Origin of the sequence: Arthrobacter sp. ov407 (genome assembly GCF_900102895.1) — a bacterium.
Taxonomy (GTDB): Bacteria; Actinomycetota; Actinomycetes; order Actinomycetales; family Micrococcaceae; genus Arthrobacter.
The window spans coordinates 39868-63718 of record NZ_FNGD01000001.1 but is presented as its reverse complement, the minus strand read 5'-3'; the positions used below and the strand labels follow the sequence as shown (position 1 = coordinate 63718).

The window sequence follows — 23851 nt, the reverse complement described above, 5'->3', positions numbered from 1 at the left end:
CGCTACTCGGCCACGGCGGCGGCGATGAGGGACTTCAGGGTGCCCTGCTGGATTTCGCCCAGGACCCGGGAGGCGACGCGGCCTTGCTTGTCCAGCACGAGGGTGGTGGGCACGGCGCCGGGGGGCACGAGTCCGGAGACGGCAAGCAGCACGGCGCCGTCCTTGTCGTTGAAGCTCGGGTACGTCAGGTTGAAGGTCTTGTCGAAGGCGTCAGCCGTGGCTTTCTCGTCGCGCAGGTTGACGCCGAAGAACTGCACACCCTTGGGCTTGAATTCCTGGTGCAGCGCCTCGAGCGAAGGCGCCTCGACCCGGCAGGGGGCGCAGGCGGCGAACCAGAAGTTCAGCACCGTGACCTTGCCGGGGAAGTCCGCCGACGTGACGGCCGTACCGTCGAACAGCGTCCCCTTGAGCGCCACGGGACTCTTGCGGTCCGCGACGGCGAACTCGGTCACGGACCCGTCTCCGGCCACATAATTCTTGTTGTCCCCGGCCTTGGCCTGCTTGGCGAGGGCATCGTCCTGGGCGCAGCCGGACAGCCCGAAGACTGCGGCCAGCGCGGCGCCGCCGGCGGTCAGCACGCTGCGGCGGGACAGCGGAGCCCGTTCGTGGCGGTTCGCGGCCATGGTCAGGCTCCCGGGGTGCTGGCGGCACCGGGCAGCAGGGCGGCAGCGGGCTCGCTGTAGTCGACGCGTACCAGAGCGCCGGCGTCGTCGAACACCAGGGAAGTGAGGGAGGTCAACGTGCATTCGCGCTTGCGGGGGTCGTGCCACAACGGCCGGCCTTCGGCGCTGAGCCGCGTGGCCCAAATGGGCAACTGGTGGCTGACAAGGATGGCTTCAGCCCCGTTGCCGCCCAGCTCGACTGCCCGGACCCGCGCGTCCTGGACGGCCGCGATGACCCGCGCGGCCTGTTCCTTGTACGGCTCACCCCAGGATGGCCGCAACGGGTTGTATAGCCGGGCCCAGTGCTTGGGCCGGAGCAGCTCCGCCTTCGATACGTGGAGACCCTCAAAGTAGTTGGCGGCTTCGATGATGCGGGCTTCGGTGGCAATCTCGAGACCCAGGGCATCGGCAATCGGCTGCGCCGTCTCCTGCGCGCGGGTCAGCGGGGACGCGGCGAGGTGGACGATCCGGGCCCCTTGCGCGGAACGCTCCCTGAAGTGTTCGGCCAGCGTGCGGGCCATCTCCCGGCCGAGTTCGGAGAGGTGGAATTCCGGCAGCCTGCCGTACAGGACACCATCGGGATTGTGGACCTCGCCGTGGCGGAGCAAATGAACAGTGGCTTGGGGCATGTCTACCAGTTTCTCAAAGATGCCGGTCGATCTGAAATCTTCTACGAGAGGTAGAACTGATGAGTTTGGAAAAATGTTCCCCGGAGTTGGAATAAAAGATGCAAATGCATGTTTATACTGGGTGAAGCAGTTAGTTGAGAGTTCAACTTTTGAGGCTTCAACTAACGATCAGACGAACCACCGCAGTACCAACCCGACTCAAGGAGCATCACCATGGCACTTCCCGCAAACGTCACCACCGGCACCTGGACCCTCGACCCGTCGCACAGCGAGATCGGCTTCACCGTCCGTCACGCCGGCATCAGCAAGGTCCGCGGCCAGTTCACCGATGCCGCAGCCACCCTGGACCTCGCCGAGGACGTCACCGACTCCAAGGTCAATGCCTCGATCAAGACCGCAAGCTTCGACTCCGGCGACGCCAACCGCGACGGCCACGTCCGCGGCGAAGACTTCTTCGACGTAGCGACGTTCCCGGAGATCTCCTTTGTCTCCAATACCATCGTCCCCAAGGGCGACGCCTACGAACTCCAGGGCGACCTCACCATCAAGGGCATCACCCGCCCCGTGGCCCTCGAGACCGAATTCAACGGCGTGGCCGTAGACCCCTTCGGCAACACCCGCGCCGGCCTCAGCGCCGAAACCACCATCAGCCGCAAGGACTTCGGGCTGACCTGGAACGCCGTCCTCGAAGCCGGCGGCGTGCTGGTCAGCGACAAGGTTGCCATCAACCTGGAACTGGCCTTCATCGCTCCCGCAGCGTAACCAGTACCACCCGGTTCCGGTCACCCCGTCCGGTCCCCGCGGCCGACGCCGGTCCGCCGGTTCCAGCGCCCTGCTTCATCTTCGCGATGAAGCAGGGCGCTGTTGTTTGCGCCGCTGCTGACGCCGGGACGGGCGCTGTGACGGGCGCCGCGACGGGCCTGTGGATTCCCTAGATAACAGGGAAACGGCGGTCTACAGTGAGAGCCATGAGCAACCCGAGTGATGTACCGCCACAGCAGCCGGGCGCCCAGCCTCCGGCGTCGGGCAACGTCCCGCCGGCCGGCCCACAGCAGCCCCCGACCAACCCGCCGTCCACTCCCGAATACCAGGCACCGCCGCCCGGCTATCAGGCTCCCCCACCGGGGTACCAGGCACCGCCGCCCGGCTATCAGGCTCCCCCACCGGGGTATCAGGCTCCCCCACCGGCGTATCAGGGCCAGCCTGCGTCTACGGGCGGATTCCGCTTCGAGATGCCAACTGACCGTCCCAGGAACTTCAGCGATGCACTGCCTGTAGGCGGCCTCTCCGGCATGTTCAAGGTCGCTGCGATGCCCACCGAACTGAAGGTCTCGTACTGGATCTGGCTTATCGGCGGACTGCTGGGACTTCTGGGCGGAATCATCGGATTGTTCGGGTCTTTCGTCCTGATCGCCTTCGCGCCGGCTATCGGGTTCCTGGTGCTGCTGCTCGTCATCGTGGCTCTTGCACTGGCAACCGCTCAGATCATCCTGGCCATGAAGATGAAGGAAGGCCGGGAGTGGGCCCGCTTCGCCCTCACCATCCTTGTCGGCATCTCCTTGGTGCTGACAGTCCTCAGTGCCAGCCTCGCCGACGGCCGGGCGGGCGGAAACCTGCCGGGCTTCATCATCAGTCTGGTGGCTACCGTGCTCATGTGGCTGCCGAACGCACAGGCCTGGTTTGTCGCCAACCGGGGCCGATTCTAGGCCTGACGCCCCACAGGGGACCAGCTGGATCCTGGCAGCACCAGTGCATCCCGACTGCAGCCGTACCGGCCTTTGAATGAGGGTTGAGAATACCTCTCAGGAATGATCCACACAGCGGCCGGGCCGCGGTACGGTTGAGCTAAACCATGCTGGGGGCAGGGCAGGATCACTGGTCCCGGTGGCCGATTCAGTGATCGACACGCAAAGGACCGATTCATGAGCAACCCGCCAGTCCAGCCCTCACCGCCCAACGGCTCCGAGCCGGGCGGGGAATCCACCCCGGGCTACGGCCAGAACGCCCCACAGACGCCGCAATACGGCCAGCAGACACCACCGGCTAACGGCCAGAACGCCCCGCAGACCCCGCCGGCTTACGGCCAGAACGCCCCGCAGTTTGGCCAAAACGCCCCGCAGACCCCGCAGTACGGTCAGCAGACACCACCGGCCTATGGCCAGAACGCCCCGCAGTACGGCCAGCAGACGCCGCCGGCTTATGGTCAGAACGCCCCGCAGTACGGCCAGCAAACACCGCCGGCCTATGGCCAGAACGCCCCGCAGTACGGCCAGTCCCCGTACGGCCAGTCCCCATACGCCCAGTACCCGTCGGAACAGCCGCAGGCTCCGGGCGAGGCTCCCAAGTTGGTCAATACATCGTTCTGGCTGATCGTCGCAGCCGGAGCCGCGTGGGTCATCTCGATGCTGGTGTCATTGGGTTCCCTGGACACCCCTGCCGTCAGGGACATGTTCGAGCAGCAGATGGCAGCGAGCGGCACGCAGGTCGATTTCGAATCCATCAAGGGTGTCCTGATCGGCACCATCGTGGTGTTCGCCGTGATCAGCGCCGGGCTGTACGCCCTCGTCGCATTCAATGTCCGCAAGGGTAAGAACTGGGCTCGTATTCTGGGCACGGTGTTCGCCGCTTTGTCGATCTTCAACATCTTCCCGCTCAGCCTCGCCACACTGGCGGCACTGTTGGGCATCGCGGCCATCGTGTTGCTTTACCTGCCCGCGGCCTCGCCGTATTTCCAGAAGCGCCAGTCCTTTGCCAACCCCTACGGACAGCCCGGAGCCCCCTTCGGGAAGTAGCTGCACCAAGAAACTACCCAGCCAAGAGCTGCCCAGCAGGGAACAGTTCAGCGGGCGCGGGAACCGGAGGGCTGGCCGATCCTAGTCGGCGTCCTCGGGGTCCTGCGCCCGTTGTGCGTGGTAGGCCAGAATCTGCAGTTCCGTTGCCATGTCGACCTTGCGGAGGTTGACCCCCCGGGGGACCTGCAGCATCACCGGCGCGAAGCTGAGGATGCTCCGCACGCCGGCGGCAATCACCCGGTCGCAGACGCCCTGGGCCACCGCGGCCGGCAAGGCGAGGACCACCATGTTGGCACCGGTCCGTTGCAGGACCGGCTCAAGATCGGCGGCGTCGCTGACCCGCAACCAGCCCACTTCGCTGCCCACCACCATCTGGTCGGCGTCGAAAATTGCCACAATGTCAAAGCCCCGCGACTCGAATCCGCCGTACCGGGCCAGGGCCTTGCCCAGGTTGCCCGCACCGACGATCGCGACTTTCCAGTCATGCGTCAGCCCGAGCGCAGCGGCGATTTTGCGGTTGAGGTACTGGACCTCGTAACCGACGCCCCGGGTTCCATAGGAGCCGACATAGGAGAGGTCCTTGCGCAGCGTCGAGGAGCTAACTCCGGAGGCCTCGGCCAGCGACTCGGAGGAAACCCGGTCCACGCCGTCAGCCAGCAGGGTGGTCAGGGCGCGCAGATAGATGGTCAGCCGGGCCACGGCCGCGGGTGGAATCTGTTTGACGGCAGTCCCGGCTCCGCCGGGGACCGGCCCGGGAGATGAATCCAGCGAAGTCACTATCTGCTCCATTGCGTCGCGTTGTGCTTCCCACTCTAGAGCCCCCGCGCATCACGCAACAAAGCACCCCGCCGTCAGGACGGCTGGCCGAGGACCCGTTGCAGGGTCCGCGTCAGGCGGGCCTCGTCGATCTTCCAGAAATCCCGCTGGACACCGTCCACCAGCACCACCGGGATCTCCTCGGCAAAGCGCTCACGCAGCCCGGCGTCGTCGTCCACCGATTGCTCCGACCAATCGATACCGAGCGCAGCGGTTACGCGGCCGACGACGGCGCGCGCCTCCGCGCACAGGTGACAGTCAGCTTTGGTGATCAGAACTACATCGGGGAAGTGGGCGGGTTTGGCCATGCATCCACCGTAGCCCGGCGGCCGCTTCGGCGTCGACGCGCGGCGCATTCGGCCTGAGGCCGGCCCGTCCCGCCGTCGCGTCGCGCGCCCTGCGGGCGATCCGGGCCCGGTCATTGACTAGACTCGTGGCATGCCCGAGGAGAAACACGTCATTGTGGCCAGTGAGCCTGCTGCTTCGACGCAGCACGGCGAGGCCGCATTTTTCGACGTCGACAACACCCTCATGAAGGGCGCAAGCCTTTTCCATGTGGCGCGCAAGCTTCACCAGCGCGGCGCCTTCACCCTGCCGCAGGCTGCCGGGTTCGCCTGGAAGCAGTTCATGTTCGTGTTGCGCGGCGAAAACATGGATGACGTCCACGCCGTCCGCGATTCCGCCCTGAAGCTGGCCGCCGGCATCACAGCGAAGGACATCGAAGCCCTGGGCGAAGAGGTCTACGACGAGATGATTGAGTCGCGGATCTGGCCGGGGACCAAGGCCCTGGCGGAGCAGCACCTCCGGGTCGGGCGCAAAGTATGGCTCGTCACGGCGACGCCGATCGAGGTGGCCACCGTCATCGCCGCCCGGCTGGGCCTGACTGGGGCATTGGGCACGGTGGGCGAGATCCTGGACGGCTCCTACACGGGGCGGCTCGTGGGCGAAATCCTCCACGGCCCGGCCAAAGCGGTCGCAGTCCAGCAAATTGCCGAGGACCAGGGGCTGGACCTCGGCCGCTGCTGGGCCTACAGCGATTCCCACAACGACATCCCGCTGCTGAGCATGGTGGGGCACCCCGTTGCCATCAATCCCGACTCCAAGCTGCGCCGCTACGCCCGCGAGCACAACTGGCCGGTCTACGACTTCCGTGCCGGCCGGCGCGCCGCCACCCTGGGATTCAAGGCCGCGACGGTCGGCGGGGCCATCTACGGCCTGTGGCGGGGGTTCTCCCGCTTCCGCGGCCCCAGCCGCTAGGTCCCCCGCAGCTTTCCGCCTACGTTTCGGACCTGCGCGCCAACGTTCGGAGCTGCGCGTCGCGGATCCGGGCCGCCGGTGTCCGATTTCGTAGCCCGTGTCCGGATCCGGCGCGAAAGCTTCCCACCGGCCCGGAGCAAGAAAAATGCCCGCCGCCTGGAAGGCAACGGGCATTTCATGCATTTCGAAGTATAGCTACTTCTTATTGCGACGCTGGTGGCGCGTCTTGCGAAGCAGCTTGCGGTGCTTCTTCTTGGCCATACGCTTGCGACGCTTCTTAATAACTGAACCCACGAAAGTTCCTTACCGGCTAGATGCAGTACCTGCCTGTTGGGAAGGGTCCACGGGCTAAGCAGCAGACTGAAGCAACTGACAGGTTCTTACAATGACGTAAAACGTTCCTTAACAGGGTACCGCCTCTGCGAGGCACCCCACGACCGCGGGCCCAGTGCGGGACCCGAAGCGGTCATTTCACGCTGTGAATGCTGGCTGTTCAGCCAGTTCCGGCGTGGCCGTCGCTCCGGTCGACGACGGCACCCTTGAGGTACTGTTCGACGGCGTTTTCCGGCACGCGGTAGGAGCGGCCGAACCGCACGGCCGGCATCTCCCCCGAATGCACAAGACGGTACACAGTCATCTTTGATACCCGCATAAGTTCCGCGACTTCGGCCACGGTCAAAAAACGGGCCTTGGAGAAGTTGGCCTCCGTAGACATTTCCCTATTCCTTTGCTCAAGCGAACGGCAGCCCCACCTGGTGACATGGCGGTGTGCCGATGCTGAGCCATCAAACAACCATGTGTTAGCAACACTAGTTGCTCATGGTGCCAATGTGAAAGACTTCTCAGGAATCCCCACACGATTTCCGCAGGAATCTCGAAAATCTCGCAGCGCCCGCGCCTCCCGTTCAACCCTCAGGCACGCGACCGGCGCGTGCGGGCCGAGGCGGCCAGTTGGCCAAGTACCGACGCCGTCACATCCCAGTCCATGCAGGCATCGGTGACGCTCTGGCCGTAGACCAGTTCGTCCCGGCCGGCGGCTGCAACTTTTCCTGCGGCGTTGACCTCTAGGTTTTGCGCCCCGCCCACCAGGAAGCTCTCCAGCATGACGCCGGCGATGGCCCCGGCCACGGCTCCGGTGCTTTCCAGCTGGGCACCAATTTCAAGGGCGACCTCAGCCTGGCGGTGGTGATTCTTGCCGCTGTTGGCGTGGCTGGCGTCGACGATCAGGCGGGGGTTCAACTGCTTCGCGGCGAGTTTGGCGGAGGCCGCTTCAACATCGGCGGCGGAGTAGTTGGGTCCCTTGCGTCCGCCGCGAAGGATGACGTGGGTGTCCGGGTTGCCGGCCGTGGCCACAAGAGCGGCCCTGCCGTCGTCGTCGATCCCGAGGAACGCCTGGGCCGAAGCGGCGGCGCTGCACGCATCCAGCGCCACTTGGAGGTCGCCGTCGGTCCCGTTCTTGAAGCCGATCGGCATGGACAGCCCGGAAGCCAACTGGCGGTGGATCTGGCTCTCCGTGGTACGGGCACCGATCGCACCCCAGGCGACCAGGTCCGCGACGTACTGCGGGCTGATGGGCTCAAGGAACTCGGTGGCGGTGGGCAGGCCGAGTGCGGTGACCTGCCGCAGGAACGCCCGGGCCGCGCGCAGGCCCGCGGCGATGTCGTGGCTGCCGTCCAGCCGGGGGTCATTGATCAGACCCTTCCAGCCCACCGTGGTGCGCGGCTTTTCGAAGTACGTGCGCATGACGATCAGCAGGTCCTCGCGGTGCTTCTCCGCCTGGCTCACCAGCCGGCGGGCGTATTCCAGCCCCGCCTTCGGATCATGGATGGAGCAGGGGCCCACAATGACCAGCAGCCGGTCGTCCACGCCGTCCATGATGGCCCGGACCTCGTCCCGGCCCCGCCCGACTACCTCGGCCAGGCGGGCTTCCAGCGGCAGTTCCGCCATGAGGTCCTGCGGGCTAGGCAGCGGGGTGAACTCGCTAACGCGCAGGTTCGAGGTGGAGTGCTGAATGCCGTGTGCTGCTTCGATGCTCATGTTCGGGTCCTGTTCCGGATGCGGAGCGGGCCCTGATCAGAACCCGCCGGAGAAATGGCGAAGGGCAGAGAATGATCTCTGCCCTGTTGGCTCTGAAGGAAAGTTGGATGCGTGTCAGTTAGACGCGGGCCCCTCCAGAGCCAACGAAAAATACGCATACCAACGGTTAGTCATAGCGTCGACCCTAGCCCCGGAGCCGCGGCCGGGGCAAACGACGGGCGTAACAATTCGCCGGCCCCGCCGCCCCGGGGGGATGTCTCCATGACCGCTAGAGTGTTCTGGAGCACACGCTGAAGATCCTGCAGAACCGGAGACAGCCATGACGCAGACCGTCCCGCCCGGCAACCCCGAGGCTCCGACCACTCCCGGGGCCACGGCCGCGGACCCTGCGGCCTCCGCGTCCGGGCAAGACACCGCTGCGGCGGCCGCCCGCGGGCTCCCTGCCGCATTGAAGCGCCGGGTGCCCAAATACGCCGACCTTGCTCCCCTGATGCAGTTCAAGAAGCCGGAGTTCGGCCGGGCCGCCAGGCTGCGCCGTGCCAGCACCATCTGGGACCTGCGGGACATGGCCAAGCGCCGCACGCCCCAGGCACCGTTCGACTACACCGACGGCGCCGCCGAGGCCGAAATCTCCCTCCGCCGCGCCCGCCAGGCGTTCCTGGACATCGAGTTCCGGCCCGGGGTCCTGCGTGACGTCTCCAGCATCGACCTCCGCACCGACATCCTGGGCGGGCCGTCCCGGCTGCCGGTGGGGATAGCGCCCACAGGTTTCACCCGGATGATGCAGTCCGAGGGCGAATACGCCGGTTCCCAGGCCGCCGAAGCCGCCGGCATTCCCTATACCCTCTCCACCATGGGCACGGCGTCCCTGGAGGCCGTGGCCGCCGCCGCACCCACCGGCCGCAACTGGTTCCAGCTGTACCTGTGGACGGACCGGGACCGTTCGCTGGAACTGATCCAACGTGCCGCCGCGGCGGGAAACGACACCCTCATGGTCACGGTGGACACCGCCGTCGCCGGCGCCAGGCTCCGCGACGTCCGCAACGGCATGACCATCCCGCCCGCGCTGACGCTCAAGACCGTCCTCGACGCGTCCTACCGGCCGGCATGGTGGTTCAACTTCCTCACTCACGAACCGCTGACCTTCGCGTCGCTGTCCCGGTACACGGGGACGGTCGCGGACCTCATCAACTCCATGTTCGACCCCACCCTGACCTACGCCGACCTCGACTGGCTGCGCGAGACGTGGAAGGGCAAGCTGGTGGTCAAGGGCATCCAGACGGTCGACGACGCCCGCAAGGTGGTGGACCACGGCGCGGACGGGATTGTGCTCTCCAACCACGGCGGCCGCCAGCTGGACCGGGCACCGATCCCGTTCCACCTGCTCCCCGAGGCCTCTGCCGCGCTGAAGGCGGACCGCAGCGACGCGGCGATCATCCTGGACACCGGCATCATGAGCGGCGCGGACATCATCGCCGCACTGGCCCTCGGCGCCGATTTCACGCTGATCGGCCGCGCCTACCTTTACGGGCTCATGGCCGGCGGACGGGCCGGGGTGGACCGGGCCCTCCAAATCCTGGAGAAGGACATGGAACGCACCATGGCCCTGCTGGGCGTCAGCCGCATCGCGGACCTCACCCCAGAACACGTGAGGATCCTCGGCGCCTAGCACGCGGAGCACGTGGGCAGAACGTGGGCAGAGTGCGTACGCAGGGCGGCATACGCAGGGCGGGAAGGGTTACTTCTTGCGGCCGAACTTGGGCAGGTTGGCCAGGAGGTCGGCGGCCTTGGTGGCGGCCCGGCCCACGGTCCGCCCGATCTGCTGGGGCATCTTGTCCTCCCCTGCCGTTCCCACCGGGATGACGACGGCGGGGCTGAGCGGGCTGCCTGCGGGGCGGCCGGCCAGTGCTGCGGCGGGCTGCGCGGCGACCGGTTGCGCGAGGGCCGCTGCGGCCAGGCCATCAGGGACGGCGGCGGGTCTGGGTTCGGGGTGGAGGGCGGCGGCCGCGTCCGCTGTCGCAGCGGGGCCGACGTCGAACGCCTGGAGCCAGTTGGCGATCCCGGCGAGCGGCTTGGGGTTGAGCGTGTAGTACCGCTTCTGGCCCTGGGCGCGCATGCTCACCAGGTCCGCTTCGCGGAGGACTTTGAGATGCTTGGAAATGGTGGGCTGGCTTGCTTCAAGCTCCTGGACCAGTTCCCCCACTGCTTTGTCCCCCTTGCGGAGGGCTATCAGAATGTCACGCCTGGTTGCCTCAGCAATGACGGCAAATACGTCGTCTGTCACCATGCCCTCCACACTAGCGACATATACGCCAGATGGCATCCACCAATTGCTGCCCTGGTACCGGGCCTCCACCCGGCCCCGGACCTAGTCGAACCAGGGGTCCAGTCCGTGCAGGGGAAACACTTCTTTGCGGGTGGCCATGATGGTGCGGTCCACCTCGTCGTTGGGGTCGAAACCCACTTCCCAGGACCGCCACCAGAGGTCGACGTCGTCGCCCATCACCTCGGGGGGCTCCACCCCGAATTTTGCCCCGTACTTGTCTTTGACATAGTTCCGCCAGTCCTCCGGAACGGGGGTGCGCAGCGGTACAGGCCGGCCGGCGGCGATGGCTATGAGGTGGCTCCAGGACCGCGGCACCACGCTGACCACGTTGTAACCGCCGCCCCCTGTGGAAATCCACCGGTTGTCGCAGTAGCGCGCGGCGAGGTTGCCGATGGCCGTGGCGGCCTCGCGCTGGCCATCGACGCTGATGTTCAGGTGGGCGAGCGGGTCAAGCCGGTGCGAGTCGCAGCCGTGCTGGCTGACGATGACTTCCGGCTCGAACGCGCCAATGAGCTGGGGCACGACGGCGTGGAAGGCCCGCAGCCATCCGGCGTCCGCGGTGCCGGCCGGGAGGGCGACGTTCACGGCGCTGCCTTGCGCGTCCGGGCCGCCGATCTCGTTGGCAAACCCGGTGCCCGGGAAGAGGGTCAGTCCGGACTCGTGCAGCGAAATAGTCAGCACGCGCGGATCGTTCCAGAAGATGCTTTGCGTGCCGTCGCCGTGGTGCGCATCGACGTCGACGTAGGCCACGCGGCGGACGCCGCCGTCGAGCAGCCGCTGGACCGCGAGGGCGGCGTCGTTGTAGATGCAAAAACCGCTCGCGCGGTCCCGGGAGGCGTGGTGCATTCCGCCGCCGAAATTCACCGCCCGCACCGCGCTGCCGTCCAGGACGGCGGCGGCCGCCAGCAGGGAGCCGCCGGCCAGCCGGGCGCTGGCTTCGTGCATGCCGGCAAAGGCGGGGTCGTCCTCGGTTCCGAGGCCCCTGGCGTGGTCGGGGGTGCCCGGGTTTTCGCTCACACGCCGTACGGCGGCCACAAACTCCGGGCTGTGGACCGCGCACAGCTCCGCGTCGGCGGCGACGTCCGGTGCCGCCACCGTGACGTGGTCAAGGGCCAGCAGTCCCAGGCTGCCGGCCAGCTTCGCTGTGAGCTCCATGCGCTCCGGCGCCATCGGGTGGGAGTGGCCAAAGTTGTACGCGGTCATGGCGGGAGCCCACACCACCGTCGTCGGCAGCGCGGTCTGAGCGAGTCCGTGCAGGAATGTCATCAATCACAGGCTACCCGAGCGGTCCCCGGCTTCCCGCGCGTGCACGGGTGCTCCCCCGGCCATTACCGGAGTTTAGTGGTTTACTACTTGGGGAAGCAGTTTCAACCGAGGAAAAACATGACGCAAAGCCAGTCGAGGTCCACGAGCCCGGCCAGCTGGCAGCCAGGTATGCCGGAGCGGGAAGGCCTGTGGATCTTCACACGCCTGCGCGACTTCATTGACGGCATCGCAAACAGCTCGCCGGCCCGCCTGGCGCTCTCGGCGTTCGGCCTCGTGATCCTGGTCTTCACCGCTTTGCTCTCGCTGCCCTTGGCTTCCGCGACGGGACAGGCCACACCACTGCATCAGGCGTTCTTCACCGCGTCGTCCGCTGTCTGCGTCACGGGCCTGACGGTGGTCTCCACGGCTGTGCACTGGTCCTTCTTCGGCCAGCTCGTGATCCTGGTCGGCATTTTCGTGGGCGGCTTGGGCACCTTGACCCTCGCGTCGCTGCTGGCGCTCATGGTCAGCAAGAGACTTGGTGTCCGCGGCAAGCTAATCGCCCAGGAGGCCATGAACGCCGGCCGGCTCGGCGAAGTCGGCACGCTGCTCCGGATCGTGATCGTGACCTCCGTCGTGATCGAGGCCGCCCTGGCACTGGTCCTCATCCCCCGGTTCCTGCTCCTTGGGGAGAGTTTCCCGCAGGCCCTCTGGCACGGTGTCTTCTACGCAATTTCATCTTTCAACAACGCCGGTTTCACCCCGCATTCGGACGGAATCGTCCCCTACGAAACCGATCTCTGGATCCTCGTCCCGCTCATGCTCGGCGTGTTCCTGGGCAGCCTGGGCTTCCCCGTCGTCATGGTGCTGCACCAGAACGGGCTGCGGTGGAAGAAATGGAACCTCCACACCAAGCTGACCATCCAGGTCTCCTTCATCCTCCTCGCCGCCGGAACGGTCCTCTGGGGCTTCCTGGAGTGGGACAACCTGCGCACCATCGGGGACATGGACCTGGGCGAGAAGATCACGCACGCGCTGTTTGCCTCGGTCATGCTGCGCTCCGGCGGCTTCAACCTTGTGGACCAGAACCACATGGAGTCCACCACCATGCTGCTCTCCGATGCCCTCATGTTCGCCGGCGGCGGCTCGGCATCCACGGCCGGCGGCATCAAGGTCACCACCATCGCCGTGATGTTCCTGGCCATCACCGCCGAGGCCCGCGGCGACGCCGACGTGAAGATCTACGGCCGCACCATCCCCGAGGGCACCATGCGCGTGGCCATCTCGGTGATCGTCGCCGGCGCCACCCTCGTCTCGGTCTCGGCCCTCCTGCTCCTGCAAATCAGCCATGCCTCCCTGGACCGGGTCCTGTTTGAAACCATTTCCGCCTTCGCCACGGTGGGCCTAAGCACCAACCTCAGTGCAGAGTTGCCGCCGTCGGGCGTTTACGTCCTCGCTTTGCTCATGTTTGCCGGGCGCGTCGGGACGGTCACCCTTGCCGCAGGCCTGGCCCTGCGCCAGCGCAGCCAGCTGTACCACTACCCGGAAGAGAGACCGATCATTGGCTAGTTCCTCAGGCGCCGTCAACCGCCCCGCCCACAATGCCCCCGTGCTGGTGATCGGGCTGGGCCGTTTTGGCGCATCCACCGCAGAGCAGCTGGTCAAACAGGGCCGGGAGGTCCTGGCCATTGAGCGCGACCGTTCCCTCGTCCAGAAGTGGGCGAGCGTCCTGACGCACGTCGTGGAAGCTGACGCCACCAACATCGACGCCCTCCGCCAGCTCGGCGCCCAGGAATTCAGTTCCGCCGTCGTCGGCGTGGGCACCTCAATCGAATCCTCGGTGCTGATCACGGTAAACCTCGTGGACCTCGGGATCGAACACCTCTGGGTCAAGGCCATCACGCCCTCGCACGGCAAGATCCTGACCCGGATCGGCGCCAACCACGTCATCTACCCGGAGGCTGACGCCGGCGTCCGCGCCGCGCACCTGGTCTCCGGGCGCATGCTGGACTTCATCGAGTTTGACGATGACTTCGCGATCGTCAAGATGTACCCGCCGCGCGAGACCGTGGGCTTCACCCTCGATGAGTCCAAGGTCCGTTCCAAGTACGGCGTCACGATTGTGGGCGTGAAGTCCCCGGGCGAGGACTTCACTTACGCGCGGCCGGAAACCAAGGTTTCCTCGCGGGACATGCTCATCGTTTCGGGCCACGTGGACCTGCTCGAACGGTTCGCCGCACGCCCGTAGGCCGCCCGGGCCGGCTCAGGCGAGCTGCCGGGTGATTTCTGCCGCGCGCGCAGCGGCCGCACGGGCGCCGTCGGCGATGATGGCCGGCAGTCCCCGCTCGTCAAACGTGGCGATGGCCCGTTCTGTGGTGCCGTTCGGGCTCGTGACCGCCTTGCGCAGCGCGGACGGATCAGCGCCGGGCTCGGCCAGCATGAAGCCGGCCCCGGCGACGGTCTCGCGGGCCAGCAACAGGGACAGCTCCGGATCCAGGCCCAGTTGCGTGCCGGCCTCCGCCATGGCCTCGGCCAGGTAGAAAGCGTAGGCCGGGCCCGAGCCGCTGATCGCGGAGAGGGCGTCCACTTGGTCTTCAGGGATCTCCACCACGGTGCCGGCGGCCGCGAGGATGTCCTTGGCGTGCTGGAGCTGCCCGGCGGAGCAGTTGGTCCCGGGAGAGACGGAGACGACGCCGCGGCCCAACTTCGCCGGCGTGTTCGGCATCGTGCGGATGACGGGCTGGCCGGCCGGCAGTGCCGCCTCCAGCTGCTCCAGGGACACGGCGGCCGCGACGCTGATGACGATCGTGTCCGGTGAAAGGGACCCGCTGATTTCCCGTGCCAGATCGGCGATTCCCACGGGCTTGACGCCAAGGATGACGACGCCGGATCCAGTGGCGGCCTGCTTGTTGTTGTCGGGCTCTTCTTCGCCCGCGATGGCCGTGATCCCGTGGTGCCGCTGGGCCAGCTCGGCCGCGCGCTCGGCCCGGCGGACGGTAGCGACGATATCGGCCGGGTCGACGCCGCCGTCGATCAGCCCACCCAGAATTGCCTCGTTCATTGACCCACAGCCCAGGAATGCGATTCGGTTGCTCATGTCCCCATCATTGCAGTCGGACGTGATTCCCAGCCAGCTCACACCTTCGCCGCAGTCATTGCACATGTTCGGGCCCTAGCGTTGTAGCTACCTCATTGAGGGTGCGAGTGATGCAGCAGGCATGCGGATGCCTGCGCGGCACCGGTGGTTTCAGCGGGTTTCCCCATTTTCCCGCAGCGGACCACCGGTGCCTTTGCCGTTTAAGGGACCCGTCGCCGAGTAAGGATCCGGTGGCGGAGGGGGCCACAGCCCGGGGTGTGCCCTTGGATTGTCAGCGAATACACAGGTAAATTTCGCCGTCCGCCCATGATCGGCCACTACCTTAGAAAGTGCCTCAACAGGTGCGAGTGATGATAGCCGGTTCCTCCGGAACCGGCGGTGCGCCGGGCGTTGGCAGCAGAGTTCCCCCAAGTCCTGCTCCAACCGCCCGGCGCTACTCATTTAACCGGCGTTAACCGGCCCGAATCAGGGCACGGGGGCCCGATTCCTAAACGGCGCCGGCCCCGCCGAACGCTGGACTGCGGAGCTTGCCTTCCAGGAACCGGCGTTCCGCGGCGCTTCCGGCCAGCGCCAGGGCCCGCCTGTAGCCTTCAGCGGCCTCCGGATAGCGGCGCAGACGCACCAGGAAGTCGGCGCGGACGGCGTGGAAGAGGTAGTAGTTCTCCAATCCCAGGCCCTCTACCGCGGCCAGCGCATCAACCGGCCCGCGCAGTTCGGCAAGCGCGACGGCGCGGTTCAGCGCCACGACCGGTCCGGGCGCGACGGCCAGCAGCTGGTCATACAACTGCAGGATCTGCGCCCAGTCGGTCTCCCCGGCAGTCGCGGCGTCGCTGTGGACGGCGTTGATCGCCGCCTGGAGCTGATACGGCCCGGGACGGTTCCGGCGGAGGCACCAGCGCACCAGCTCCTGGCCTTCTGCGGCCAGGGCGCTGTCCCAGCGTCCACGGTCCTGGGCCGCGAGCAGCACAAGTCCGCCGTCGGCGGCGAATCGGGCGGCACGGCGGGACTCAATGAGCAGCATCAGTGCCAGCACTCCCGCCGCTTCCGGCTCGTCCGGCATCAGGGACGCCAACAGCCTGCCCAGCCGGATGGCTTCCGTACAGAGCTCCGAACGGGCCGGGCTGTCCGCGGGGCCCGCCGTGTAGCCCTCGTTGAAGATGAGGTAGACGACCGCCAGCACCGATTGCAGCCGTTCGGGCAGTTCAGCGCCCTTCGGGACACGGTACGGGATCCTCGCATCCCGGATTTTCGCCTTCGCCCGGACCAGCCGCTGTGCCATGGTCGCCTCCGGCACCAGAAAGGCCCGGGCAATCTCCGCCGTCGTCAATCCACCCAGAAGCCGCAGCGTGAGCGCCACCTGGGCGGACCTGGCCAGGGCGGGGTGGCAGCAGGTGAAAATTAGCCGCAAAGTGTCATCGTCCACGTCCTCGACTCCTGACTGTTCCGCCAGGAACTGCTCGTCAGCGGCCGGCGCGGGTCCGGTCCCGGAGCGCGCCGCCGCCAGCAAGGCCGCCTGCGCATATTTGTCCTCGCGGGAGGCCTCCCTCCGCAGCCGGTCGATCGCCCGGCGCCGTGCCGTCGTGATGATCCAGCCGGCCGGACTGGGCGGGACGCCGGCCGAGGGCCAGTGCTGGACCGCCGCAGCAAAAGCATCCTGGACGGCGTCCTCGGCAATATCGATGTTCCCGAACGTCCGCGTCAGAACGGCTACGGCGCGGCCGTATTCGAGCCGGAACACGCGGGCAATGTCCGCCTCGGTCGCGGCGTCATCTGCACCATGGTCGCCCACCGCAGCCCCCTCGGCCCGTCGGCTAGTGCTGGAAGGGACGGACTTCAACGGGAAGCGTGGTGACGCCGGCCAGCTTCCGTGCCCAGCCAAGGGCCGCATCCAGATCCTCGGCCTCGATCACGGTGAATCCGCCGAGGTGCTCTTTGCCTTCGGTAAACGGCCCGTCGGTCACGAGAATCTCGCCGTCACTGGGCCGGAGGACCGTCGCGGACTCCGCCGGGTGGAGTCCCCCGGCGAACACCCAGGCCCCCGCCGCCTGCAATTCAACGTTCAGGGCCGCCAGGTCACGCATGATCGGTTCGAGGAACTCAGGGTCCGGGGCAGGGCCGTCCGGCTGGTAAATGCTGAGCAGGTACTGCGTCATTTCGGGTGCCTCCTTGTCGAATCGGCAGGCGGTGTGCCGGCCTCTCAGCAATTACACGATCGAGGACGCTCCGGATCGACACCGTCTCGAAACCGTCGCTGCCCGGCTTGCCTCAGGAAGCTATTTCCGGCGACTGGAGCCGCGCCGGGGGTTGCTCTGCCACATGCGGTGCGGGATCGATCGGTCCCTCAAACACCAACTGATCCAGACGGCGGAGGATGAGTCCCTCACGCAGGGCCCACGGGCACGTCACCATGCTGTCGAACTCGAACATTTCCAGGGCCGCTTCCGCGACGAGGGCGCCGGCGAGGATCTGCGGCGCGCGGGCCTCGGAGACGCCGGGCAGGTGGAGCCGGTCCTCTATCTCCATGGCCGAGATCCGCTGCGCCCAGAGCCCCAGGTCCAGGGCCAGCAGCTCCCGCTTGACGTAAGGCCCGGCGGCGCTGGGGGCGGCACCGGCAATCCTGGCCAGGGACCGGAACGTCTTGGACGTGCCCGCGACGAGGTTGGGCCGGCCCAGCTTCTCGAATTTGCGCACCGCGGGTTTGAGCGTGGAGCGGATGTAGCGGCGCAGCTCCTTGATGCTCTTGGCCGAGGGCGGGTTTTCGGGCAACCAGTCGCGCGTCAGCCGGCTGGCGCCGAGCGGAACGGACATCGCCAGCTCGGGCAGCTCGTCCTGTCCGAGGGCCATCTCGAAGGAGCCGCCGCCGATATCCAGGTTGAGGATGGGCCCGGCGCCCCAGCCGTACCAGCGCCGGACGGCGAAAAACGTCATGGACGCCTCTTCACTGCCGGTGAGCTCCCGGAGCGTGACGGTGGTTTCCTCCTTGACCCGGGCCAGGACATCAGCGCCGTTGGTGGCCTCGCGGATGGCCGACGTACAGAACGCAAGGAGGTCGTCGGCTTTGTGCTTGGCCGCGAATTCCCACGCCTCGAGGACAAACTCGACAAGTTCATGCTGCCCGGCGTCGTCAATGTTGCCGTCGTCGTCGAGAAACTGCACGAGGGACAGCCGCCGCTTGTGCGAGGCGTAGGGGACCGGACGGGCGCCGGGATGGGCGTCGACCAGCAGGAGATGGACAGTGTTGGACCCGATGTCGAGGACGCCTAGACGCATGGTGCCATTATTCCCCCCACGCAGCGGCTGGCCTAACGTCGACGGCGGTATTCGCGAAGAATACCGCCGTCGGCGTCGCGGTCTTAGGCCGGGTCGCGGTCCTGCGCCGGCCGGTCCGCGGCCAGGTCACTGGGCTGGGCGGTGGGCTGGGGGGCAGCGGCAGTCCCGTCAGCGGACTCGTCCGTCGGCTTGAAGTCGCGGCGGATGTTGGCCACGCCCTCCGGGTCGATTTCAAAGCCGTAGGCGGCCCCGGGGTTGATCACCATGCCGAGCTCTTCGCCGAGGTTGCCGATGATCGCGGCGCCCTGCGTGCCCAGCACGTTCGGGGCGGCGGCGAGATACTGCTCGGTGACGCGGCTGGGGTGCGAGAAAACGGCCAGGACGGGCTTGCCGGAGGAGTTCGCCAGCACCAGCGGCTCCACCTGGGAGTCGGGGCCCTCCAGGGCGTCGGAGCTGACCACGTAGACCTCGTTGTTGAGGAAAGCGAGGATCACATCCACCGGGTTGGCGTCCGGCTGCTCCCCCCGGGCAAGCTGCTCCTCGAGTTCGTTCAGCGGCTGGTTGTCCAGGTGTGCGGGCTGTTCAGTCATACTCCTACTCGATCACGTCCACGCCCGGTCCGCAAACGCGAAATCGCCGGAAACCTGCGAATCCGCCGGTAATTTCCGGCGAATCCGCGCGTTTCCGGCGAATTCGGTGGGCGGGCCTACTTCTTGGCCGGGGCCTTCCGGGCGGGTGCCTTGCGGGCCGTCGTCGTGCGCTTGACCGGGCCCTTGGCGCGCTTCTCGGCGAGGAGTTCGACGGCCTGTTCCCGGGTCAGCTCCTCGACCGAGGTGCTCCGCGGCACGGTGATGTTGGTGACGCCGTCGGTGATGTACGGGCCGAACCGGCCCTCCTTCACCACGATGTTCTTCTCCGAGACCGGGTCCGGTCCGAATTCGGCCAGCGGCGGCACGGCGGCACGGGCGCCGCGCTGCTTGGGCTGCGAGTAGATCTCCAGCGCCGACTCGAGCGTGATCGTGAAGATCTCCTCTTCGGAGCCGATCGAGCGGGAGTCCGTGCCCTTCTTCAGGTACGGGCCGAACCGGCCGTTCTGCACCGTGATCGGGTTGCCGTCGGCGTCCTGGCCGAGCACGCGGGGCAGGCTCATGAGCTGCAGGGCCTCGTCCAGCGTGATGGTATCCACGCTCATGGACGCGAACAGGGACCCGGTGCGGGGCTTGGCCTTGACGGGCTTCTTCGGCGGCTTGGGCTTGCCGTTCTTGTAGTACTCAACGGGCTGGTTGGCCAGCTGTTCCTCGGTCATCTCGGGGATGACCTCGGTGACGTAGGCGCCGTAGCGGCCGTTCTTGGCCACGACGGTGTGCCCGGTGTGCGGGTCCGCGCCGAGGACACGCTCCTCCGGGGCAGCGGTCTCCATGAGTTCAACGGCTTTGGCGGCCGTGAGCTCATCCGGGGCCAGGTCCTCCGGGACGTTGGCGCGGGCCGCTTCAACCACTTCGCCGGTCTCGGGATCCACTGTCGCGGTGGAGCTTTCCAGGTACGGGCCGAACTTGCCGACCCGGAGTGTGATCTCGTCCGTGATGGGGATGGAGTTGATCTCGCGGGCATCGATCTCACCGAGGTTGTTCACGATGCTCAGGAGGCCGGGCTCAGAGTCTTCACCGAAGTAGAAGTGCTTGAGCCAGGCGGGTCCGGCCGCCTGGCCGTTGGCGATCTTGTCCAGGTCGGCTTCCATGTCGGCGGTGAACTCGTAGTCCACGTAGTCGTGGAAGTGCTGCTCCAGGAGCCGGATCACGGAGAACGCGATCCAGCTCGGGACCAGCGCGGAGCCCTGCTTCCGGACGTAGCCGCGGTCCTGGATCGTGGAGATGGTGGAGGCATAGGTCGACGGGCGGCCGATGCCCTTCTTTTCCAGCTCCGCGGTCAGCGAGGCTTCGGTGTAGCGCGGCGGCGGCGAGGTCTCGTGGCCGACGGCGACAATATCGGTCGCGGTGAGCGCGTCGTCCTTGGCCACGTTGGGCAGCCGGCGTGCTTCCTCGGACTCGTCGTCGCCGCGGCTTTCGTCCTTGCCTTCTTCGTAGGCGGCGAGGAAGCCGGGGAAGGTGATGACGGTGCCCGACGCCGAGAATTCGGCGTCGCGGCGATCGGCCGGGTTACCAACAGTCACGGCGCCGAGGCGGATCGTGGCGGTGGAGCCCTTGGCGTCAGCCATCTGCGAGGCGACCGTGCGCTTCCAGATGAGCTCGTAGAGCCGGAATTCGTCGCCGGAGAGCTGCTTGGCCACCTGGGCCGGCGTGCGGAAAGAGTCACCGGCGGGACGGATGGCCTCGTGGGCTTCCTGCGCGTTCGCTGCCTTGCCGCTGTAGACCCGCGGCGACTGCGGCACATACTCGGGGCCGTACAGCTCGGAGGCCTGGCGCCGGGCGGCCGTGATGGCCTCGTTGCTCAGCGCGGACGAGTCCGTACGCATATAGGTGATGTAGCCGTTTTCGTAGAGACGCTGGGCCACCTGCATCGTGCTCTTCGAGGAGAAGCGCAGCTTGCGGCCGGCTTCCTGCTGCAGGGTGGAGGTGGTGAACGGCGCGGCCGGGCGGCGGGTGTACGGCTTCGTGTCGACGGAGCGGACCCGGAAATCGGCGTCCTGCAGCCCCGCTGCGAGCGACGCGGCGAGTTCCTCGTTGAGGTGGACGGCGTTGCGCGAGGTGAGCTCGCCGTTGTCGTTGAAGTCCCGGCCGCTGGCGACCTTGGCGCCGTCGACGGCGGCGAGTTTGGCTTTGAAGGAGCCGGAACCGGCGCCGAACTGGCCGGTGAGGTCCCAGTAGGAGGCGGCCTTGAAGGCCATCCGCTCGCGTTCGCGGTCCACCACCATGCGGGTGACGACGGACTGCACGCGGCCGGCAGAGAGGCCGCGGGCCACCTTGCGCCACAGCACGGGGGAGATCTCATAGCCGTAGAGCCGGTCCAGGACGCGCCGGGTTTCCTGGGCGTCCACCAGGTCCTGGTCGACATCGCGCAGGTTGTCCATGGCGCGGTGGATGGCTTCCTTGGTGATTTCGCCGAAGGTCATCCGGTAGACGGGAACCTTGGGCTTGAGCACTTCGAGCAGGTGCCACGCGATGGCCTCGCCCTCGCGGTCCCCATCGGTTGCGAGATAGAGAGCGTCGGCATCTTTGAGCTGGGCCTTGAGCTCGGCGACTTTTTTCTTCTTGTCCGAGGACACCACATAGTAGGGCTTGAAGTCGTTGTCAATGTCGACGGCGAACTTCCCCAGCGGGGTCTTCTTCAGTTCCGCGGGGAGCTCCGAGGGCTGCGGAAGGTCGCGGATGTGACCGATGGAGGCCTCCACGATGAAGCCTTCGCCGAGGTACTTGGCGATGGTTTTACTCTTGGCGGGAGACTCCACGATCACGAGTTTCTTGCCGGTTTTGGCCTTGCTTGGCACGGTGCTCCTACAGAAAAAGGTGGCTCGGGCAGATGCGCCCATACCCGCCTAGTTCACCATATTTTGCAGAATCCCGCGCATCCGGCCGGAAATGACGGCCCCGCGGAGGCGGGTTCCGGCCGCGATAAGACCGGGTGCCCGGCGGCCTTTGAGGGCGCTCCGGATGTAACATCCGGCGGTGCCGGGGCGGCCTCAGGCCTTGCCGGCGGACGGCTTTGCGGAAGTGCCGGCGGCGGGCTTGCCGGCGGACGGCTTCGCGGCGGCAGGTCCGCGGTCGTCCGGAATCATCGACCACATCGTGGCCATGCGTTCGGCGCCCTCGGGCACGTGGTCCGGATCCTCGAGCTCGTAGTCCCGCAGGAGGTCGAAGACCCGCCGCGTCAGTTCGGCCCGCTGGTCCGGCGTCAGGTACAGCAGGTTGCTGGCCAGCACCACCGAGGACGGGCCGTCGGCGGTGTCGCCGTTCTCGCGCCGGGCGTTGCGGGCCTTGGCGTACGCAAGGGCCCGGCGGCGGTAGGCGTCGAGCTCGAGGTCGAGGACGGCGAGTTCCGGGCTCGCCACGCCCCCCAGCGAGTGGATGGTGAAATCGGTGCCGGCGGCCTTCCAGCGCCGCTCCCGGGCGTCCCCGGCGGTGGCTGCGGGAACCACGATGCCCCACTTCTGCAGTGCCCGCAGGTGGTAGCTCATGGCACTGGGAGTCAGTCCGGTCTGCGCGGCAAGCTCGGTGGCCGTGCGGCTCGCCTGGGTGGAATACAGTTCGGAAATGACCTCCAGCCGGGCGGCGTGGGCCAGGGCCCGGATCGCCTTCGGGTCGGTGATTTCCACTTGCTTTTCCGGACGGTGCCGGCGCTTGGCGGCCGGCGGAGCCGTTGACTCCGCCGTCGGGGTTTCTGCGTTCACTCCTCCAGTGTATCCAGCCCTGCCAAACTATGAAAGAAATGCTTGACACCTATTCCGCGGCCGGGCTATGTTCCTATTTATGAAACAGACACTTCATAAATTGCCGGCCCCTACAACCGGCGCGCAGCCCCTGTGGCGCAACCGCGACTTCCTCATTGCCGGCACCGCCCGGTTCGTTGCGACGGCGGGGATGGGCGCCGTCGTCGTCAGCGTCATGCTGCACCTGCAAAACGCGGCCGCCGCCGGCGAAACGCCTGTCGCCGGGCCCTGGCTGGTGGCCGCGTACCTGCTGTGCTCGGCGCTGCCGCTGGTCCTGCTGGCCCCGTGGGCCGGCCGGCTCGCCGACACCATGGATTCCCGCACCTTGGCGACGGCGAGCTCCGCGGTCAGCGCCGCCGCCGTCGCCGGCATGGGGCTGGGCATGCAGTACCTGGAGAACTATCTGCCCGTGCTGTTTGCCATGACGTTCCTGCTCGACGCGGCCCAGGCGGTGGCCGGACCCACCTGGCAGGCCCTGCTGCCGCGGATCGTCGGCGAGGACCGCACCCCGCGGGCCATGGGCACCATGCAGGCGACCGTCATGATTGCGGGCATGGCCGGTCCCGCCGCGGGCGGCCTGCTCAGCGGCTGGGGCGGGACCGGCCTGGTGTTCGCCGTGGCCAGCGGCTGCTACGTCGCCATGGGGCTCGGCGCCCTGCTGATCCGGACCCGCCGCGGCACGGCGGCCGAACGGGCCGGCCGGGCGAAACCTGCGCTGCTCGACGGACTGCGCCTGATCCGCCGGGACAGCCTGGTCTGGGCCCTGGTCCTCGGGGCGATGTTCTTCATCGTCGTCGGCGAAGCCACCAACGTGCTCGAGGTGTTCCTGGCCCGCGACGAACTTGGCGCCACCGAGACGCAGTACGGCCTCCTGTCCGCAGCCTTCGGCCTCGGCATGGCGGCCGGGGCCGCGATGGCCGGGAGGATCAGGACGCCCCGGGTCCGGCTGCGCGTGCTGCTGGCCTCCATGACCGGAGCTTCGGCGTTCCTGGTCCTGACGGGGCTGGTGCCCAGCGTGGAACTGCTCTTTGTGGCCTACACGGGGACGGGCGCGGCCTGCGGCGTCCTGAACGCCTGTTTTGGGGCCATCGCGATCCTGCGGATTCCGGAAAGCGGGCGCGGCCAGGCGATGGCGATCGTTGGCGGGATGACGCGAGCCGTTTCCATCGGCGCGCTGGCCCTGGGCGGGCTCCTGGGCGCTCTGGTGCCGGTGCGCGCCAGCTTCGTGCTCACCGGGGCCGCCGGGGCCCTGGTGGCCCTGGCCCTCGCGGCGTACGTCCTGCCGCGGTTCGGCCGGGAGGACGCCAGCGATACCCCGGCGGCTACCGCGGCGGCC

The 23851-nt window shown here is 67.3% G+C and carries 23 protein-coding genes and 1 pseudogene; 8 read left to right on the top strand and 16 right to left on the bottom strand.

Annotated features, from left to right (window positions below; translation table 11 throughout):
* Positions 1–2: 2 nt before the first annotated feature.
* Together BLS42_RS00300 and BLS42_RS00295 are read right to left on the bottom strand one after the other, a co-directional pair.
* Positions 3–623, bottom strand: a complete 621-nt coding sequence (locus BLS42_RS00300; RefSeq protein WP_176803077.1) for a TlpA family protein disulfide reductase — start codon at positions 621–623, stop codon at positions 3–5.
* A 2-nt stretch (positions 624–625) separates the two neighbouring features.
* Positions 626–1291: a histidine phosphatase family protein gene (locus tag BLS42_RS00295; RefSeq protein ID WP_090574702.1), complete on the bottom strand. Its 666-nt coding sequence runs from the start codon at positions 1289–1291 to the stop codon at positions 626–628.
* 213 nt (positions 1292–1504) lie between these two features.
* Here BLS42_RS00295 and BLS42_RS00290 point away from each other — a divergent pair, with 213 nt between their 5' ends.
* The 3 genes from BLS42_RS00290 (at position 1505) to BLS42_RS00280 (ending at position 4083) form a co-directional block, all read left to right on the top strand.
* On the top strand, positions 1505–2053 hold the full coding sequence (locus BLS42_RS00290) for a YceI family protein (RefSeq protein WP_090574699.1): 549 nt from the start codon (positions 1505–1507) through the stop codon (positions 2051–2053).
* A gap of 206 nt (positions 2054–2259) precedes the next feature.
* Positions 2260–2997 (top strand): hypothetical protein, encoded by a 738-nt coding sequence (locus tag BLS42_RS20440; RefSeq protein ID WP_090574696.1) that lies wholly within the window; start codon positions 2260–2262, stop codon positions 2995–2997.
* Positions 2998–3213: 216 nt separating this feature from the next.
* The gene (locus BLS42_RS00280) at positions 3214–4083 is read left to right on the top strand and encodes a polyadenylate binding domain-containing protein (RefSeq protein ID WP_090574693.1); all 870 of its coding nucleotides are present in this window, start codon (positions 3214–3216) and stop codon (positions 4081–4083) included.
* Between the two features lie 81 nt (positions 4084–4164).
* Here the strand turns inward: BLS42_RS00280 and BLS42_RS00275 are convergent, their stop codons facing one another.
* Positions 4165–4860: a redox-sensing transcriptional repressor Rex gene (locus tag BLS42_RS00275; protein ID WP_090574690.1), complete on the bottom strand. Its 696-nt coding sequence runs from the start codon at positions 4858–4860 to the stop codon at positions 4165–4167.
* Between the two features lie 74 nt (positions 4861–4934).
* Complete coding sequence (locus BLS42_RS00270; protein WP_090574688.1) at positions 4935–5207, bottom strand: glutaredoxin family protein; 273 nt, start codon at positions 5205–5207, stop codon at positions 4935–4937.
* 130 nt (positions 5208–5337) lie between these two features.
* On the opposite strand from BLS42_RS00270, the gene BLS42_RS00265 reads away from it, so the two are divergent.
* Positions 5338–6156: an HAD family hydrolase gene (locus tag BLS42_RS00265; RefSeq protein WP_090574683.1), complete on the top strand. Its 819-nt coding sequence runs from the start codon at positions 5338–5340 to the stop codon at positions 6154–6156.
* 195 nt (positions 6157–6351) lie between these two features.
* Here the strand turns inward: BLS42_RS00265 and BLS42_RS00260 are convergent, their stop codons facing one another.
* The 3 genes from BLS42_RS00260 to BLS42_RS00250 form a co-directional block, all read right to left on the bottom strand.
* On the bottom strand, positions 6352–6450 hold the full coding sequence (locus tag BLS42_RS00260) for a 30S ribosomal protein bS22 (RefSeq protein ID WP_003792170.1): 99 nt from the start codon (positions 6448–6450) through the stop codon (positions 6352–6354).
* A gap of 199 nt (positions 6451–6649) precedes the next feature.
* Positions 6650–6871 (bottom strand): helix-turn-helix domain-containing protein, encoded by a 222-nt coding sequence (locus BLS42_RS00255; protein WP_090574680.1) that lies wholly within the window; start codon positions 6869–6871, stop codon positions 6650–6652.
* A gap of 197 nt (positions 6872–7068) precedes the next feature.
* Positions 7069–8193: a 3-deoxy-7-phosphoheptulonate synthase gene (locus BLS42_RS00250; RefSeq protein WP_090574677.1), complete on the bottom strand. Its 1125-nt coding sequence runs from the start codon at positions 8191–8193 to the stop codon at positions 7069–7071.
* Between the two features lie 319 nt (positions 8194–8512).
* On the opposite strand from BLS42_RS00250, the gene BLS42_RS00245 reads away from it, so the two are divergent.
* Positions 8513–9862 (top strand): alpha-hydroxy acid oxidase, encoded by a 1350-nt coding sequence (locus tag BLS42_RS00245; protein WP_090574674.1) that lies wholly within the window; start codon positions 8513–8515, stop codon positions 9860–9862.
* A 69-nt stretch (positions 9863–9931) separates the two neighbouring features.
* Here BLS42_RS00245 and BLS42_RS00240 read toward each other — a convergent pair whose 3' ends face one another.
* Entirely contained in the window at positions 9932–10480 is a 549-nt protein-coding gene (locus BLS42_RS00240) for an ArsR/SmtB family transcription factor (protein WP_090574671.1), read from the bottom strand.
* Positions 10481–10561: 81 nt separating this feature from the next.
* Positions 10562–11785 (bottom strand): acetoin utilization protein AcuC, encoded by a 1224-nt coding sequence (locus tag BLS42_RS00235; protein ID WP_090574667.1) that lies wholly within the window; start codon positions 11783–11785, stop codon positions 10562–10564.
* A 117-nt stretch (positions 11786–11902) separates the two neighbouring features.
* On the opposite strand from BLS42_RS00235, the gene BLS42_RS00230 reads away from it, so the two are divergent.
* Together BLS42_RS00230 and BLS42_RS00225 are read left to right on the top strand one after the other, a co-directional pair.
* On the top strand, positions 11903–13333 hold the full coding sequence (locus BLS42_RS00230) for a TrkH family potassium uptake protein (protein ID WP_090574664.1): 1431 nt from the start codon (positions 11903–11905) through the stop codon (positions 13331–13333).
* A 40-nt stretch (positions 13334–13373) separates the two neighbouring features.
* A complete protein-coding gene (locus BLS42_RS00225) occupies positions 13374–14012 on the top strand; it encodes a potassium channel family protein (protein WP_028277721.1) in 639 nt (212 codons plus the stop codon).
* 15 nt (positions 14013–14027) lie between these two features.
* Here BLS42_RS00225 and proC read toward each other — a convergent pair whose 3' ends face one another.
* The 7 genes from proC to BLS42_RS00190 all read right to left on the bottom strand — a co-directional run bounded on the left by proC (position 14028) and on the right by BLS42_RS00190 (position 22476).
* Positions 14028–14861, bottom strand: coding sequence for a pyrroline-5-carboxylate reductase (gene proC, locus BLS42_RS00220; RefSeq protein ID WP_090574661.1), 834 nt, complete (start codon positions 14859–14861; stop codon positions 14028–14030).
* A 487-nt stretch (positions 14862–15348) separates the two neighbouring features.
* Positions 15349–16650 (bottom strand): RNA polymerase sigma factor, encoded by a 1302-nt coding sequence (locus BLS42_RS00215; protein ID WP_090574658.1) that lies wholly within the window; start codon positions 16648–16650, stop codon positions 15349–15351.
* A 22-nt stretch (positions 16651–16672) separates the two neighbouring features.
* Complete coding sequence (locus BLS42_RS00210; protein ID WP_090574655.1) at positions 16673–17014, bottom strand: YciI family protein; 342 nt, start codon at positions 17012–17014, stop codon at positions 16673–16675.
* A gap of 112 nt (positions 17015–17126) precedes the next feature.
* The gene (locus BLS42_RS00205; protein ID WP_090574652.1) at positions 17127–18131 is read right to left on the bottom strand and encodes a Ppx/GppA phosphatase family protein; all 1005 of its coding nucleotides are present in this window, start codon (positions 18129–18131) and stop codon (positions 17127–17129) included.
* A gap of 83 nt (positions 18132–18214) precedes the next feature.
* Positions 18215–18721: an SseB family protein gene (locus BLS42_RS00200; protein ID WP_090574649.1), complete on the bottom strand. Its 507-nt coding sequence runs from the start codon at positions 18719–18721 to the stop codon at positions 18215–18217.
* A gap of 116 nt (positions 18722–18837) precedes the next feature.
* A complete protein-coding gene (gene topA, locus BLS42_RS00195; RefSeq protein ID WP_090574646.1) occupies positions 18838–21576 on the bottom strand; it encodes a type I DNA topoisomerase in 2739 nt (912 codons plus the stop codon).
* A gap of 192 nt (positions 21577–21768) precedes the next feature.
* A complete protein-coding gene (locus BLS42_RS00190) occupies positions 21769–22476 on the bottom strand; it encodes an ArsR/SmtB family transcription factor (protein ID WP_090574643.1) in 708 nt (235 codons plus the stop codon).
* A gap of 67 nt (positions 22477–22543) precedes the next feature.
* Between BLS42_RS00190 and BLS42_RS00185 the strand changes: the two are divergent.
* Positions 22544–23824: pseudogene (locus BLS42_RS00185) on the top strand (MFS transporter); the annotation flags it as partial.
* Between the last annotated feature and the right edge of the window lie 27 nt (positions 23825–23851).